16 protein-coding genes are annotated in these 15,633 nt (G+C 67.2%); 7 read left to right on the top strand and 9 right to left on the bottom strand.

Annotated elements, in window-relative coordinates; translation table 11 throughout:
- Positions 1 to 8: 8 nt before the first annotated feature.
- Both CHB86_RS16455 and CHB86_RS16450 read right to left on the bottom strand, forming a co-directional pair.
- A complete protein-coding gene (locus CHB86_RS16455; protein ID WP_089234162.1) occupies positions 9 to 836 on the bottom strand; it encodes a GNAT family N-acetyltransferase in 828 nt (275 codons plus the stop codon).
- Positions 833 to 1,516, bottom strand: coding sequence for a GntR family transcriptional regulator (locus CHB86_RS16450; protein ID WP_089234161.1), 684 nt, complete (start codon positions 1,514 to 1,516; stop codon positions 833 to 835). The genes CHB86_RS16455 and CHB86_RS16450 overlap by 4 nt, the downstream gene beginning before the upstream one ends.
- A gap of 249 nt (positions 1,517 to 1,765) precedes the next feature.
- Between CHB86_RS16450 and CHB86_RS16445 the strand changes: the two genes are divergently transcribed.
- The 5 genes from CHB86_RS16445 to CHB86_RS16425 all read left to right on the top strand — a co-directional run bounded on the left by CHB86_RS16445 (position 1,766) and on the right by CHB86_RS16425 (position 6,532).
- Positions 1,766 to 2,749 carry an ABC transporter ATP-binding protein gene (locus CHB86_RS16445; protein ID WP_089234160.1) on the top strand — a complete coding sequence of 328 codons (984 nt, stop codon included), beginning with the start codon at positions 1,766 to 1,768 and terminating at the stop codon, positions 2,747 to 2,749.
- 37 nt (positions 2,750 to 2,786) lie between these two features.
- Positions 2,787 to 4,070 (top strand): ABC transporter substrate-binding protein, encoded by a 1,284-nt coding sequence (locus CHB86_RS16440; protein WP_089234159.1) that lies wholly within the window; start codon positions 2,787 to 2,789, stop codon positions 4,068 to 4,070.
- 112 nt (positions 4,071 to 4,182) lie between these two features.
- A complete protein-coding gene (locus CHB86_RS16435) occupies positions 4,183 to 5,046 on the top strand; it encodes an ABC transporter permease (protein ID WP_089234229.1) in 864 nt (287 codons plus the stop codon).
- A 1-nt stretch (position 5,047) separates the two neighbouring features.
- Complete coding sequence (locus CHB86_RS16430; protein ID WP_089234158.1) at positions 5,048 to 5,890, top strand: ABC transporter permease; 843 nt, start codon at positions 5,048 to 5,050, stop codon at positions 5,888 to 5,890.
- The gene (locus CHB86_RS16425; protein WP_089234157.1) at positions 5,891 to 6,532 is read left to right on the top strand and encodes an aspartate/glutamate racemase family protein; all 642 of its coding nucleotides are present in this window, start codon (positions 5,891 to 5,893) and stop codon (positions 6,530 to 6,532) included.
- Positions 6,533 to 6,693: 161 nt separating this feature from the next.
- Here CHB86_RS16425 and CHB86_RS16420 read toward each other — a convergent pair whose 3' ends face one another.
- From CHB86_RS16420 to CHB86_RS16390, 7 genes are all read right to left on the bottom strand, one after another.
- A complete protein-coding gene (locus tag CHB86_RS16420; RefSeq protein WP_089234156.1) occupies positions 6,694 to 7,158 on the bottom strand; it encodes a RidA family protein in 465 nt (154 codons plus the stop codon).
- Positions 7,155 to 8,330 (bottom strand): amidase, encoded by a 1,176-nt coding sequence (locus tag CHB86_RS16415; RefSeq protein ID WP_089234155.1) that lies wholly within the window; start codon positions 8,328 to 8,330, stop codon positions 7,155 to 7,157. The genes CHB86_RS16420 and CHB86_RS16415 overlap by 4 nt, the downstream gene beginning before the upstream one ends.
- Positions 8,331 to 8,338: 8 nt before the next feature.
- Positions 8,339 to 9,319 carry an ABC transporter ATP-binding protein gene (locus CHB86_RS16410; protein WP_089234154.1) on the bottom strand — a complete coding sequence of 327 codons (981 nt, stop codon included), beginning with the start codon at positions 9,317 to 9,319 and terminating at the stop codon, positions 8,339 to 8,341.
- Positions 9,316 to 10,389 carry an ABC transporter ATP-binding protein gene (locus CHB86_RS16405; protein ID WP_089234153.1) on the bottom strand — a complete coding sequence of 358 codons (1,074 nt, stop codon included), beginning with the start codon at positions 10,387 to 10,389 and terminating at the stop codon, positions 9,316 to 9,318. Before CHB86_RS16405 ends, CHB86_RS16410 begins: the two co-directional genes overlap by 4 nt.
- The gene (locus CHB86_RS16400; RefSeq protein ID WP_089234228.1) at positions 10,376 to 11,254 is read right to left on the bottom strand and encodes an ABC transporter permease; all 879 of its coding nucleotides are present in this window, start codon (positions 11,252 to 11,254) and stop codon (positions 10,376 to 10,378) included. The genes CHB86_RS16405 and CHB86_RS16400 overlap by 14 nt, the downstream gene beginning before the upstream one ends.
- 3 nt (positions 11,255 to 11,257) lie before the next feature.
- Entirely contained in the window at positions 11,258 to 12,211 is a 954-nt protein-coding gene (locus CHB86_RS16395; protein WP_089234152.1) for an ABC transporter permease, read from the bottom strand.
- Positions 12,212 to 12,285: 74 nt separating this feature from the next.
- A complete protein-coding gene (locus CHB86_RS16390; protein ID WP_245838025.1) occupies positions 12,286 to 13,887 on the bottom strand; it encodes an ABC transporter substrate-binding protein in 1,602 nt (533 codons plus the stop codon).
- A gap of 345 nt (positions 13,888 to 14,232) precedes the next feature.
- Between CHB86_RS16390 and CHB86_RS24680 the strand changes: the two genes are divergently transcribed.
- Together CHB86_RS24680 and CHB86_RS16380 are read left to right on the top strand one after the other, a co-directional pair.
- Positions 14,233 to 14,883 (top strand): aspartate/glutamate racemase family protein, encoded by a 651-nt coding sequence (locus CHB86_RS24680; protein ID WP_176442904.1) that lies wholly within the window; start codon positions 14,233 to 14,235, stop codon positions 14,881 to 14,883.
- Positions 14,867 to 15,589 (top strand): hypothetical protein, encoded by a 723-nt coding sequence (locus tag CHB86_RS16380; protein WP_089234149.1) that lies wholly within the window; start codon positions 14,867 to 14,869, stop codon positions 15,587 to 15,589. The genes CHB86_RS24680 and CHB86_RS16380 overlap by 17 nt, the downstream gene beginning before the upstream one ends.
- Positions 15,590 to 15,633: the final 44 nt, after the last annotated feature.

Genomic DNA, 15,633 nt, shown 5'->3' with positions numbered 1-15,633 from the left:
GCGCCACGTCAGCCGAGTTCCAGCGTGGCGACCGTGTGCAGACCGCTGCCAGTCACCGGTGCCGTTCCGCGATACATGCGGGCGGTGGAGAAGGCGCATTCCATGCCCTGCGCCCGGCAATGCGCGGCCAGCGCGTCCATCTCCCTCGGCACGTCGAGGATCAGGGGCTCGCCGGGCGCCTCCTCTGCGATGCCATGCAGCAACGCGGTCGCAGCCTCCAGGCCATCCGCCAGAAGCGGGCCGATCTTGATGCCGAGCCGGCAGCGGCGCCATGTGGCGAAGCCCGTCGGGCCGTTCGGCGCATCGAGCACCAGCGTCCGACGGTGTTCCGTGGGCCGGAACCAATGCGCCAGGAAGCGCTCCATCGCGTAGCCGTTGGCGCGGGAGCAACGGTCGATCAACGCGGGCAGATCCGCCGCGGTCGCGGTGCGCAGGGCCGCGTTCGGAACCGGGGGCAGGGGGCCTTCGAACCGGGAGGTCTCGGAGGCGAGGGCGAAACCCGACCGCCGGTAGTTCGCCTGCTGGTCCGGCACGCCGTCAAGCCCGACGGTGCGCGGACCGGCATGTTCCAGCGCGTGGGTCCAGAGCGCGAAGCCGATGCCCTTGCCCCGGAACTCCGGTCGGCAGATGTAGAGCCCGAGGAAGGCGAAACTGTCGGAATGGTTGACGACCGAGATCGCGGCCGCCAGCCGGCCATCCACCTCCGCCACGAAAAACCCGTTCGGGTCCGCAGCGAAGAACGCCTCCGCATCGTCCAGCCCGGGGTTCCAGCCTTCCGAGGCCGCCCAGTCGAGAACCTCCGCTAGCTCCGGCAAGGTCATGGTCCGCAGGATCATCGCGCCCCCAGTGCCTCCCGCAGGGAGGAGGGCGCATCGGCCGGTTCGGTCAGGTCGAGCAGCGAGACGAGGTCCACCAGGTGGCTGGTCATCAGCTCCTCGGCGCGCTCCGCGTCATGCGCCTCCAGCGCCTCGAGCAGGGCATGGTGGGCGTGGCTCTCGCAGGTGGCCTTACGGCGGCGCCAGTAGAGCGCGATGATGAGCGAGGAGCGGGCCACCAACTGGCCAATGAAGGCGGCGATGGTCGCCTGGTCGGCGATCCGTGCGATCTCGATATGGAAGTCCCCGGAAAGGCGCAGGGCCCGGCCGGTCTCGCCGGCATCGATCGCGGCGTGCTCCTCGTCGATGTGCCGCTTCAGCAGGGCAATGTCCTCCGGCGTCGCGCGTGTGGCCGCCGAATGCGCGGTGCGCGGCTCCAGCAAGGCGCGTGCCTCGAACACCTCGCGGGCCTCGCGCAGGCTGGGCCGGGCGACGAATGCGCCGCGATTGGGTTCGATGACCACCAGATGTTCATGGGAGAGCGACTGCAGCGCGCTGCGGACGATGGTGCGGCTGACACCGAAGATCTCGCCGACCTCGTCCTCGTTCAGCTTCATTCCCGGGGACAGGCGATGCTCGTGGATCGCCGTGGCGAGCCCTTCCGCCACGGCGCGACCCCGCTGGTTGGTGGTTTTGCCCATGGCGTTCACGACGAGCTCCCTTTGTGCCCTGCCTTGATAGGGGCGCGCAGGATGCTGGCGCAAGATTCGGGGAGATTGTCGATCATCGTAGCCGTGATTGTATACGATTTGTGCCGCGAAATTATACGATGCACCGGTACGCCCGCGCGCAAGTTGGGCAGTTCCGGTCTGGACCCCGCGCGCTGGCCGAACGTGTTTCCGGAATTTCCCGCGCCGTCGAAAGATCGGCCAAGCCAAGCGGGAGCGAACATGAAGACCGGACAGGATCTCGAACTTGTGTCCCTGACCAAGCGCTATGGCGAGGCCCTCGCCGTGGACGGGATCAACCATCATTTCCGTGCGGGCAGCTACGCCTGCCTGCTGGGGCCCTCCGGCTGCGGCAAGTCGACGACGCTGCGGATGATCGCCGGCCACGAGGACCCGACCGAAGGCTCGATCGTGCTCGGAGGGGCGGACGTGTCCTGGCTGCCGCCGGCGCGGCGGGGCACGGCGATGATGTTTCAGAACTACGCGCTCTTCCCGCATCTCAGCGTCAGCGACAATGTCTCGTTCAGCCTGAAGATGAAGGGCGTCGATGCGGCCACCCGCCGGACCCGGGCGGGGGAGATGCTGGAGCTGGTCCACATGAGCCAGTTCGCCGACCGCCTTCCGGATCAGCTCTCGGGCGGCCAGCAGCAACGCGTCGCCTTGGCCCGTGCGCTGATCACCAATCCGCAGGTCCTGCTGCTCGACGAGCCGCTTTCGGCGCTCGATCCCTTTCTGCGGATCCGCATGCGGGCGGAGCTCAAGCGGCTCCAGCAGGAGCTGGGCATCACCTTCATCCACGTGACCCACGGACAGGACGAGGCGCTGGCGCTGGCCGACGAGATCGTGGTGATGAACAACGCGGTCATCGAGCAGGCCGGACCGGCGCGCGAGGTGTTCAACGCCCCGCGCACCGAGTTCGTCGCCCGCTTCATGGGCGGGCACAACGTCATCGCGCTGCCGCAGGGCCATTTCGCGATCCGCAGCGACAAGGTCGCGCTGACCGAGGCCGCCGCCGGTCGGCTGGATGGCCAGGTGACCGGCGTCGAGTACCAGGGCGCGCATGTGGTGCTGACGGTGCGGGCGGCAGGCGACCAGGAGGTCACTGCCATCCTTCCGGAGGAAAAGTTCTTCGAGAATCCGATGCCGCAGGGCGCGGATGTCGGCCTGTCCTGGGACGACGCCGCGCTGCATCCGCTCGCGGTGTGACACCGGACAACCAGAAAAGACCCAACAGGAGAGAGAGATGAAAGACTTCGAGACCCCGAAACTCAGCCGGCGCAGCGTCCTGAAGGGCGCCGCCGCCACCGTGACAGCCGCCGGCGCCTCCACGCTCGGCGCACCGATGATCTGGGCGCAGAACATCAAGGACGTGACCCTGCGCCAGTTCGGCACCGGCGTCTCCAACCTCAACGAGGTGGCGCAGAAGGTGAAGGAAGACCTCGGCTTCACGCTCGAGATGACTGCGCTCGATTCCGACGCCGTGACGCAGCGCGCCGCGACCCAGCCCGACAGTTTCGACATCGCCGACATCGAGTACTGGATCTGCAAGAAGGTCTGGCCGACGGGCAACCTGCAGGCCATGGATGTCAGCAAGATCAAGAACTACGACAAGATCGTCGGCATCTTCAAATCCGGCAAGCTGACCCCGGAGAGCGTGATCGCACAAGGCACGGCGCCGCATAGCGTGGGCTTCGTCGAGGGCCCGGACAGCAATGCCTTCGCCAGCGAGGAAACCGGCTGGATGACGCTGATCCCGACGATCTACAACGCCGACACGCTGGGCATTCGCCCGGACCTGATCGGCCGGCCGATCGAAAGCTGGACGGAACTGCTGAACCCGGAGTTCAAGGGCAAGGCCTCGATCCTCGACATTTCCTCCATCGGCATCATGGACGCCGCGATGGTCTGCGAGGCGATGGGCGAGATCCAGTACGGCGACAAGGGCAACATGACAAGGGAAGAGATCGACAAGACCATGGCGATCTTCACCGAGGCCAAGAAGAACGGCCAGTTCCGCGCCTTCTGGAAGACCTTCGACGAGAGCGTGAACCTGATGGCGTCCGGCGAGGTCGTGATCCAGTCCATGTGGTCGCCCGCGATCACCGCCGTGAAGTCGCGCGGCATTCCCTGCGTCTACCAGCCGCTGAAGGAAGGCTACCGCTCCTGGGGCGGCGGCATCGGCCTGTCGAAGTCGCTCAGCGGCCTCGAGCTCGACGCGGCCTACGAATACATCAACTGGTATCTCGACGGCTGGGTCGGCGGCTTCCTGATGCGCCAGGGCTATTACTCGGCGGTCCCGGAGACCTCCAAGAACTTCATGGACGAGAACGAGTGGGGCTACTGGTTCGAGGGCAAGGAAGCCACCGGCGACATCACCAACCCGTTCGGCGACGTCATGGCCAAGGCGGGCGAGACCCGCGACGGCGGCTCCTTCTACGACCGGATGGGCGCGGTGGCCTGCTGGAACGCGGTGATGGACGAGAACCAGTACATGGTCCGCAAGTGGAACGAGTTCATCGCCGCCTGAGCGCGCGCCTGAAACACCGGGGGCGATGGGGTTCTTCCCCTTCCGCGTCGTCCCCTACCGCCCCTTTCCCGTTCCACGGGGAAGGGGCTACACGATCCGCGCCGGAGCCCAGATGCGCAACCTCATGAAAAACCGCCACCTCTCGGGATGGCTTCTGGCCGCGCCACTGTCGGTGGTGCTGCTGTGCTTCCTGGTGCTGCCGATCGTGATGATCGTGGTCGTCAGTTTCTGGGGGGCGACCGAGTTCTCGATCTACCCGGCCTTCCAGTTCGACAACTACCAGTTCCTGTTCACCTCGCCGGTGACATATTCGGTGTTCTTCAACACCTTCAAATACGCCGCGATCACCTGGGTCTTCACGCTGCTGATCGGCTTCACGGTGGCCTATTTCCTGGCCTTCCATGTCCGCTCGCTGACCTGGCAGATCGCATTGTTCCTGCTCTGCACGATCCCGTTCTGGACCTCGAACATCATCCGCATGATCTCCTGGATTCCGTTCCTGGGCCGAAACGGGCTGGCCAATTCGACGCTGATCTCCTGGGGTGTGATCGACGAACCGCTGGAATGGCTGCTCTTCTCCGATTTCTCGGTGATCCTCGCCTTCGTCCACCTCTACACGCTGTTCATGGTGGTGCCGATCTTCAACACGATGATGCGGATCGACCGGAGCCTGATCGAGGCCGCCTACGACAACGGCGCTTCCGGCTTCCAGACGCTGACCAACGTGATCATCCCGCTGACCAAGCCCGGGATCATGATCGGCTCCATCTTCGTCGTGACGCTCGTGATGGGCGATTTCATCACCGTGCGCTTCATGTCCGGCAGCCAGTCGGCCAATGTCGGACGGCTGATCTCGAACGACATCGCGCTGCTGCAATATCCATCGGCCGCGGCGACGGCGGTGGTGCTGCTGGCCACGGTGCTGCTGATCATCGCCGTGCTGCTGCGCTTCGTCGACATCCGCAAGGAGCTCTGAGATGACCGGCAAACGCCCCCGCAGCTTCTATGTTCTCGCGGCCTTCTTCTCGCTGTTCCTGCTGTTCCTCTACGGTCCGACCCTGACCATCGCGATCCTGTCCTTCCAGGGGCCGCAGGGCGGGCTGACCTTCCCGATGCGCGGGGTGTCGACGCACTGGTTCCGGGATCTCTTCGAGCAGCAGGCGGTGGGCGACATCTGGGGCAGCTTCGCCCGCTCGCTGGTGCTCGGGCTGATGGTCATGGTCACCACCGTCGTCGTCTCGGTGATGGGCGGGCTGGCGTTCCGCAAGCGCTTCGCCGGCTCTTCGGTGATCTTCTACCTGGTCATCACCTCGCTGGTGATCCCGTCGATCCTGATCTCGCTCGGCGTCGGGCTGATCTTCTCGCAATCGGGGCTGAACGTGCACTGGTCCACCTCTGGCTACGGCTCCCAGCTGACCTGGACGCTGCCGTTCGGCCTGCTGATCATGTTCGCCGTCTTCAACCGGTTCGACCCGAGCTTCGAGGAGGCCGCGCGCGACCAGGGCGCCAGCAACTGGCAGACGGTCCGCCATGTGGTGTTGCCGATCATCGCGCCCTCGCTGATCGGGGTTGCGCTCTTCGGTTTCACGCTGAGCTACGACGAATTCGCCCGCACCCTTCTGACGGCAGGCAGCTACAACACGCTGCCGCTGGAAATCTACGGCATGACGACCAACGTCACGACGCCGGTGATCTTTGCCCTGGGGACCCTGACCACGGTGTTCTCCCTCCTGGTGATCGCGGTCTTCCTGTGCGCTGTCTGGGTGCAGGCGCGCCGCCGGGCGCGGCTCGGGTCGGATGCCGGCAAGGGCATGGTCTGAATGAAGCGGGTTCTCCTGATCAACCCCAACAGCACCGCCTCCATGACCGAGTCGATGCTGGCATCGGCCCGGTCCGTCGCGCCGCACGTCGCCTTCACCGGCTGGACCTCCACCGATGGCCCGCCGGCGATCCAGGGGGAAGCGGACGGGAAACTGGCGGAGCCGCCGCTGCTGGAGCTGGTGACGCGGGCCGGGGCGGATTTCGACGGGATCATCATCGGCTGTTTCGACGACACCGGCCTCGCGGCCGCCAACGGCATCGCCGGGTGCCCGGTGATCGGCATCGGTCAGGCGGCGTTCACCATGGCAATGCTGCGGGGGCTGCCATTCTCGGTCGTGACGACGCTCTCGGTGTCGGTCCCGGTGATCGAGCAGAACATCCGCGGCTACGGCCTGACCCCCTGGATGCGGCGGGTGCGGGCGAGCGAGCTGTCGGTTCTGGAGACCGAGGACGAGAGCGATGCCGCCATGGGACGGATCGCCGACGAGGCGTCGCTTGCGGTCGCCCAGGACGGGTGCGGCTGCATCATCCTGGGATGTGGCGGCATGTCCCGGCTGGCCGAGGCCGTCCGCTCGCGGGTGTCGGTGCCGGTGCTGGACGGTGTCGAGGCCGCGGCACGGCTGATCGGCGCGCTCGGCTGAGCCCGGGCGGCGCCTGCTGCCTTGGGCGTTCTTGCGCCGTGTCCTGCCGTTCGCGCCCTTGCGGACGCTCTCTATCGCATCGGTGAGCGGCCGATCCGCCCTTATCGGGCAAAACTTCGACGAAGCGAACGACGCGCCGCCGGTCTCGTTCCCGTGAGAGCTCAGCCGAGCTCCACCACCGCCTCGACCTCGACCATCGCGTTGGCGGGAAGGGAGGCCACGTTGACCGCGGTGCGGGCATGGCGGCCAGCCTCTCCGTAGAGGTCGATGAAGAGCTGCGAAGCGCCATTCACGATCATCGGGCCGTCGGGGTATTCCGGGTCGGCCGCCACGAATCCGCCAAGCCGCACCACTTCCTTGACCCGGCTCAGCGAGCCGGCCACGGCCTTGATCGAGAACAGCAGGTTGAGCGCGCACATCTGCGCGGCTTCCTGCCCGATCGCGATGTCGAACCCCTTGCCGACGGGGCCGAAGTATTTCGGCACGCCTTCCCATTCGCAGATCTGGCCGGACAGGAACAGCAGGTTGCCGGTGATCTTGCCCGGCAGGAACAGCGCGCGGGACGGGGCCGAGGGCGGCAGGGCCAGTCCGAGCGCGGAGAGCTTGTCTTCGATGGGGCAGGTCATGGCATGTCCTTTGCGGCCAGTTGAATGGCCAGTGATATGAGGGAGAGATCCGAGCCGCGCGGCCCGATGAGCGAAACGCCGTAGGGCGCGCCGTCGACCTTGCCCGCCGGGAAGACGACCTGGGGCAGGCCGCTCATGCCGGCGACGCAGAGCAGCCGCATCGCGTCGTGCCGGAAACCGTCGAACACCTCGACCGGCGCGTCGAGCCGGAACGGAGCGTCGTGCACCGCCGGGGCCAGCAGCACGCCCTGGCCGACGACGCTCTCCACGTGGTCGCGGAAGGCGGCGCGGGCGGCGCGGGCGGTGGCGATCTCCTCGGGAGTCAGGGCCTCGGCCGCGGCGGCGCGTCCATCGATCCCGCGTACCAGCGGCATGCCGGAGGCGCGGATGTAGGGCACGATCGCCTCGGCGCAATCGGCGCCGTTTGTGGTGAGATAGGTGGCATAGGCCGCCTCGACGCCATCCGGATAGACATACACCTCGCGTGCGGTCAGCCCGTCGAAGGCCGCGCTGCAGAGCGCCGACTGCGCCTCGCCCAGCTGCGCGTGCATCTCGGTCGGCCAGAGCAGCTCCGGCGCGTCGGGCAAAGGCGCGGTATCCGGTCCGGCCAGCACCTCCATGCCCCGCAGCAGGGTCTCGCCATCCCGGGCGAAGAGCCCGCAGGTGTCGAAGCTGGGCGCCAGCGCCTGCGCGCCGTCGAGCGGGATCCGGTCGTGGGTCGGGCGGATGCCCCAGATGCCGCAGAAACTCGCTGGCGCCCGGATCGAGCCGCCGGTGTCCGAGCCCACGGCGATGTCCACCAGCCCGCCCGCGACCGCGGCCGCGGAGCCGGAGGAGGAGCCGCCGGGGATGCGGTCCGGGGCCGCCGGGTTCACCGGCGTGCCGAAATGGGCGTTCATCCCGTAGAGAGCCCAGGCCAGCTCGTCGGTGTGGGTCTTGCCGACGAACTGCGCCCCCGCGTCGAGCAGGCGCTGCACGGCGGGGGCTGTCCGGGTCATCACCGGGCTCGCCGCGAGCCGGGTCGGGCAACCGCAGCCGGTGCGGTAGCCCGCGACATCGAACAGATCCTTCACCCCGAGGGTCAGCCCGGAGAGGGGGCCGTCCGACGCCGAGGCGACCGGGATCGGCTCGTAGGGCATGAAGGCACGGTAGGGGTCCTTGTCGAGCAACATCTGGCTTCCTATTCCGCGGCGGCGGCTTCGAGGGCGCGGAAACAGGCCACCCGGCGGCGCGGCGCGAGGGTGACGAAATCGGGCAGGCTGGCGCGGCATTCCGGGCCCGCGATCGGGCAGCGGGGCGCAAAGGAACAGGCCGTCGGGCGCTCCTCCAGCGGCGGCGGGGCGCCGGGGATGGCGTTCAGCCGCTCGCCACGGGCCACGTCGTGCAGGTTGGCGGCCAGCAGGCCCTGCGTGTAGGGGTGGCGCGGGTTGTTGATGATCTCGCTCGTGGTGCCTTCCTCGACGATCTGGCCGGCGTACATCACCGCGATCCGCTCCGAGACCTCGACCGCCACGCCGATGTCGTGGGTGACAAAGATCACGCCCATGCCGAACTCGCGCTGCAACTCGCGCAGCAGCAGCAGGATCTGGATCTGCACCGTCGCGTCGAGCGCCGTGGTCGGCTCGTCGGCCAGCAGCAGACGGGGCCGACAGGCTAGCGCGAGGGCGATCATCACCCGCTGGCGCATACCGCCCGAAAGCTCGTGCGGGTAGTTCTTGAGCCGCCGTTCGGGCGAGGGAATGCGGACGCGGCGCAGCATGTCGAGCGCGGTGCTCATCGCCTCGTCGCGCGACACGCCCTTGTGCCGCATCACTGCCTCGGAGATCTGTGCGCCCACGGTATAGACAGGGTCGAGCGCCAGGCCCGGGTCCTGGAACACCATGGAGACCTCGCCGCCGCGGTATTTCTGCAGCGCCTTGCCCTTGAGCTTGCGCACGTCGGTGCCGTTGACGGCGATGCCGCCCTCGACCTCGCTGCGCTTTGGCGGCAGCAGCGCCAGCAGCGTCTTCAGGGTCACCGACTTGCCGGAGCCGCTTTCGCCCAGCAGGGCCAGCGTCTCGCCCTGCTGCAGGGTCAGGTCGAGCCCGTTGATGGCGTGGACCGTCCGGTCGCCCTTGAAGCGGACGACGAGGTCCTGGATTTCCACGAGGGGAGCCTTCACCAGATATCCTCCCGGCCTGCCTTGTCATGCCCCGAGTCCGGGTCGTGCAGGTGGCAGGCGGCGCAGTGACCGCCCCGGCCCGGCAATTCCCGCAGGGCGGGCGCCTTTTCCTTGCATACGGTGTCGACGAACCGGCAGCGGGTGTGGAACCGGCAGCCGCTCGGCGGATTGATCGGGTTCGGCGGATCGCCGGTCAGCGGCGGCGTCTTGGTGCGGTTCTCCGGGTCCATCGAGGGCATCGCCGAGAACAGCGAGCGCGTGTAGGGATGGGCCTGGTCTTCCCAGATCGAGACCACGGGGCCGACCTCGACCACCTCGCCGAGATACATCACGAGGATTCGGTCGGAGATATAGCGCACCACGTTCAAGTCGTGGCTGATGAAGATGTAGGTCAGCCCGAATTCCTCGCGCAGGTCGGCGAGCAGGTTCAGAACCTGCGCTTCCACCGACTTGTCGAGCGCCGAGACGGCCTCGTCCAGCACCACGAGGCGGGGCGACATGGCGAGCGCGCGGGCGATGTTGATCCGCTGGCGCTGGCCGCCCGAGACCTCGTGCGGGTAGCGCTGCGCGAAGCGCTCGGGGGCAAGGCCCACGCGCTCCATCAGGCTGTGCGCACGCCCGATTGGGTCGGAGAGGCCCTGCACCCGGGCGCCGAAGGCGATGGATTCCTCGATGGTGAGCCGCGGGTTGAGCGAGGCGTAGCTGTCCTGGAAGACCATCTGCACGCCACGGCGCAGGTCGCGCAGGTTCAAGCTGTCGCCGACGCCCTGGCCGTCGAAGATGATCTCGCCCGAATCCTTCTCGGTGAGCCCGATCAGAAGCCGCGCGGTGGTGGACTTGCCGCAGCCGGATTCGCCCACGATGCCAAGGGTCTCGCCCTTCTTCACCTCGAAGGACACGCCGTCCACCGCCTGCACCATCGCCTGCGTGCGCCCGAAGATGCCGCCGCGCACGGGGAAGTATTTCTGCATGTCCTTGACGATCAGCAGCGGCTGCGCCGGTCCGCCCTTGTCGGGCAGGCCCTCGGCTGTCTGCGCGGCGGTGTCGTGAAGGGTATCAGTCATGGACATTCATCGCGCTCCTTACGCCGTCGCTCACCAGGTTGAGGCAGAGCGACGTGATGAAGATCATCAGCCCCGGCAGCGCCGACAGCCATGGGTTCACATAGATCGCCGAGCGCAGCGTGTTCAGCATCAGCCCCCACTCCGGCTCCGGCGGCCGCACCCCGATGCCGAGGAACGACAGGCCCGCGGCGAGGATCATGCAGACGCTGGTGAGCGATGTTGCGTAGACGAAGATCGGCGACAGGACGTTGCCGATCACGTGCACGCGGATCACCGTCAGCGCGCTGGCGCCCGAGGCGCGGGCGGCGTCGATATAGTCGAGCGAGCGGACGCCCGAGGTGACGGCCTCGGCGACGCGGGTCAGCGGCGGGATGAAGACGATGGTCAGAGAGACCAGCGAATTCACGATCCCTGCGCCGAGCGCGCCGGAGATGGCGATGGCCAGCAGCACCGACGGAAAGGCGAAGAACACGTCGACGGTGCGCATGATGACCGTGTTGACCATGCCCCCGGCGTAGCCCGCCACAATCCCCAGGATCGAGCCCACGAAGAAGGCCAGCACCACCGGCATCAGCCCGATGAACAGCGTGAGCCGGCCGCCGTAGATCAGGCGAGCGAGCATGTCGCGGCCCTGTTCGTCGGTGCCCAGCGGGTGGCCGGGGGTGCCGATCGGCTTCAGGCGGGCGATCATCGAGCCCTTGTAGGGATCCTGCAACCCGAGGAACGGGGCGAAGATCGCCGACAGGATCAGCAGCGCGAGCACCGCGAGACAGATCATGGTGACCGGGTCGCGCCGCAGCCGTGAGGCCACGCCCGCCCAGTAGCCGGAGCGCTGCGCGGGCGCTGCGTCGATGGTTTCAGCTATCGCCATCGGTCAGTTCCTCTTGATGCGCGGGTCGATGGCGGCCTGGGCCACGTCGACGATGAGGTTCATGGCGACGAAGAACAGCGCCAGCACCAGGATCGTGCCCTGGAGCAGCGGCAGGTCGCGCTGGAAGATCGCGTTGGAGAGCAGGAAGCCGGACCCGGGCCAGTTGAACACCGTCTCGATCAGGATCGAGCCGCCAAGCAGGTAGCCGAGCTGCAGCCCCATCACCGAGAGCGCGGTCGCCGCGGCGTTCCGGGCGACGTGGCACAGCACGTCGAAGCGGGACATGCCCTTGGCGTAGAGCGCCTGCACGAAGTCCATCGTCAGGATGTCGCCCGAGAGTGCGCGGACCGTACGGGCCACGATGCCGATGGGGACAACGGCGAGCGTGATCGCAGGCAGGACGAGGTGACGGATATGGAGCCAGTTCCATTCCCATTCCTGCGATCCGCCGGGCCCGGCGCCCATCGAGGGCAACCAGCCGAGCTGCACCGAGAAGATGATGACGAGGACGATCCCCAGCCAGTAGTTGGGCACCGACACCCCGGTGATCGAGATCGCGGTGACCGCGCGGTCAAGCAGCGTGTCGCGGAAGTAACCGGCGAGGAAACCGAGAAAGACGCCGATCGGGAAGGCGATCAGCGAGGCGCTGATGGCGAGGACCAGGGAATTCTGCACCGCGCCGAAGACCTCGCCAGCGACGGGCCGTCCGGTGGCGATAGAGCGGCCCATGTCGCCCTGAACGAGGTTGCCGATCCAGATCGCGTATTGAACGGGCAGCGGCTTGTCGAGGCCGTAGGCGGCGCGCATGGCGGCCTGTTCCTCGGCGGTCGCGTCGACAGGCATGATGGCGGTCAGCGGATCACCCGGCGCGATCTGCACCAGCAGGAAGCAGATGATCGAGACGCCGAAGGCCACCGGCAGAACCAGTATCAGGCGGCGCAGGAAGTAGCTCAGCAAGGTCGTGTTCCTTCAGGGAGGGTCCCCCGCCGCGGCCCGGAGGGCGGCGGGGGGTCTTCAGTTGGGCCGAAACCTCACTCCATCGTGATGGAGGAGAAGTTCTGGTACCAGTTCTGGGCCTGCACGAAGCCCTGCACCTTCGGGCTCATGGCGCGCGGCGCCACGTCGTGGGTGACCATCAGGAACAGCGCCTCGTCGACGTATTTCTCGTGCGTCGCCTTGAGCACCGCGTCCTGCTCGGCCGGGTCGAAGGTGGTGCGGATCTTGGTGAACAGCTCTTCCATCTCCGGGTCGCAGTAGTGGCCCCAGTTGGTGCCGTTCGGCGCGATCAGGTCACAGGAGAGGTGCCGGATCAGGCCGGTGAACGGGTCCTGGATGAAGTAGGTGAAGTTGATCGACATCGCCCCCTCGACCGACGGGTCGCCCGCGCCGGCGCGCCAGAGGTTGATCATCTGGTTCCACTCCACGACGACGAACTCGACGTCGATCCAGATCTCGGCGAGGCTCTGCTGGACGAACTCGTTCATCGGCAGCGGCAGCATCTGGCCGGAGCCCGACGGCGAGATCAGCGCCTTGACGTCGAGGTGGTTCTCGGGGCCGTAGCCGGCCTCCTGCATCAGCGCCTTGGCCGCTTCGATATCATAGGTGATGTCGAATTCAGGTTCGCCGAACCACTGCGAGCTGGGCGGCAGGAAGCCCTTGGCCGGCACCATCAGCCCGCCGAGCAGCGGCATCATGCCTTCGCGGTCGAGGGCGAGGTTGGCGGCCTTGCGGACCCGGATGTCGTTCCAGGGCGAGCCTTCGAGGCGCGACAGGTGCCAGGTCCAGTTGTGCGGATAGGCGTTGGAGGAGATCACGAAGCCGTTGCCTTCCATCGCGGGGATGGTGTCGGGGGCAGGGGCCTCGATCCAGTCCACCTGGCCGGACATCAGCGCGGCGGCGCGGGCGTTGGGCTCGGGCAGCGGGATCAGCACCATCTTGTCGAGCTTGGGGATGCGGGTTTCGTCCCAGTAGTCGGCATTCGGGACCAGCTCGGCGCGCTCGCGCGGCACGAAGGTCTCGAGCTTCCAGGGGCCGGTCCCCGACGGGGTGGCGGCGACTTTCTCCCAGTCCTTGTCCAAGGCTTCCCAGTTCGCCTTGGAGGACATCAGGATCCAGGCGAGCTGGTAGGGCAGCGTCGCGTCCGGGGTCTTGGTCGTGATCTCGAGCGTGTAGTCGTCGATTGCCGTATAGGTGTCGACGGCGGGGATGCGCGACTTGCCCTGGGCGGACTGGCGCGGGTCGTATTGCTCGGAGGCATCGTCGAGGATCTTGTCGAAGTTCCAGACGACGGTCTCTGCGGTGAAGGGGCTGCCGTCGTGGAAGGTCACGCCCTCACGGAGCTTGAAGGTCCACTTGGTCTGGTCTTCGGGGTCGACGGACCATTCCGTCGCGAGGCCGGGGATCAGGACCGACGGCTTGTCGGCGCTGGTCAGGTCCCATTCGATGAGCGAGTCATAGACCGTGTAGCCCATGAAGCGCATGCCTTCGCCACCCTGGTCGGTCTGGCCGGTGGTCAGCGGGATGTCGGCGGCGGTCATTCCGACGCGCAGCGTTCCCTGCGCCACGGCGCCCTGGGAGATCGCCATCCCCGCCATCACGGCCAGTGCCGCAAAACTGTGCTTCAGTGTCTTCAACGTCATTCTCCTTGTTGACCAGGATCGTTCGTTCCGTCCCTTGTTCGGGAAGCTGCGTCGGGTTCTCGCGAGAGTGGAGGCGCAATCCGCCCAGCCTTGCGGCGGCTTGTGAGAATGTGGGATTTCGCACAAATTTTGACCAATTGGGTATAATTTGCCCATTCACGGGGCCGTCCAATGACAACCATGGCGGGTGTGACCCGGCAAACCGGTCCGGAACGCGGGGTCGGAGGCCGGAATCGGCGGCATTCCGACATAGAAATGGGGTAAGCTGTTGCCTCTCCGGGAAAATTGGCACAGAGCGTGCTCCTGACGAAGCATCGGACACTGCCGAATGATCGCGCCATGCCCATCACACTGATGAACCCGAATTCGAACCGGGCGACGACCGAAGCGATGTGCGCGATCGCGGCCCGCGCCCTGCCTCAGGCTCCGCTTGGATGGACGGCGCCGGACGGCCCGCCGATGATCACCACGCAAGCGGCGCTCGATGCGGCGGCCGCGCTGGTCGGCGCGGCGGTCCTGACGCCGGAACCCACCGCGATCATCGTCTCGGCCTTCGGAGACCCGGGGGCGGAGGAAATCGCGCGCCGCTATCCCTGTCCCGTGATCGGGATCGGCGGCGCGGCGGCCCGCGCCGCGGCCCGGTCGGGCGCGCCCTTCGCCGTGGCCACCACAACGCCGGAGCTTCAGCCTGCCATAGACCGCCTCATGCAGCGCAACGCTGCGCCGGGGCTCTACAAGGGCTGCTTTCTCTCGCAAGGCGATGCACTGGCGCTCATGGCCGACGCGGAGGCGCTCGATGCAGCGCTGCTGGAGGCGGTCCGCCGGGCCGTGGCGTCCGGTGCGCGGCGGGTCATCATCGGCGGCGGCCCGCTTGGGCAGGCCGCGGAACGGCTTCGCGAGTGCGCGCCCGTGCCTTTGGAAAACCCCGTGCTCTGCGCGGCGCGGGAAGTTGCTGCAACGTTGGAGAAACAGCATGAACGACGTGGATAAACTGATCGAAGACCTGGTCGCCGCCCACCGGACCGGCGCGCGCATCTCGCCCGCCGCCGCCAGCCTTTCCCGCGAAGAGATCCTGCGCGTGCAGGGCGGCGTCGCCGACGCGCTCGGCGCGGTTGCGGGGTTCAAGGTCGCGCCGGTACCGGGGAGCGAACCGATCCTGGCGCCGATCCCGGCGTGCTACGTCGTGGGGAACGGCGGGCAGAAGCCCGTGACCGAGCGCTTCGGCGTCGAGCTGGAAATCGGTTTCGAACTGATGCGCCCGCTGCCCGAGGGTGGCGCACCGGAGCGGCTGGAGGATTACTTCCGCCCCTGCGCCATGTTCGAACTGGTTGACACCCGCCTTGCCGGCGAAGCGGCGGAGGATGCCGCCTACAAGTTCGCCGACCTGCAGATCAACGCGGGCTACGTGCAGGGGGATGTGCTCGAAGGCTGGGATGGCTCGGATTTCGGCGTGGTCACGGCGCGGCTCAAGGCCGGCGAAGAGATGCCGCTGGACGGCGACACGAGCGTTCCCGGCGGTTCGGCCCTCAGCAACCTGCGGTTGTTCCTGGAGAAGGTCGGGGACCATTGCGGCGGCCTGAAGGTCGGCCAGATCGTCATCACCGGATCGGTCTGCGGTCTGCTCTATTTCCCCAAGGGCACCGAGCTTGCAGGCGAGATCGACGGCATCGGCAAGGTCGCCGTCAGCTTCGTCTGAGACAAGGCTTCGGCCGGGCGCGCGATTGCGAGCGCGCGGCCGAC

Source organism: Tropicimonas sediminicola, from assembly GCF_900188335.1.
Lineage (GTDB): Bacteria > Pseudomonadota > Alphaproteobacteria > Rhodobacterales > Rhodobacteraceae > Tropicimonas > Tropicimonas sediminicola.
The sequence above is the reverse complement of the archived record's forward strand: the minus strand, read 5'-3'. Positions and strand labels throughout refer to the sequence as shown.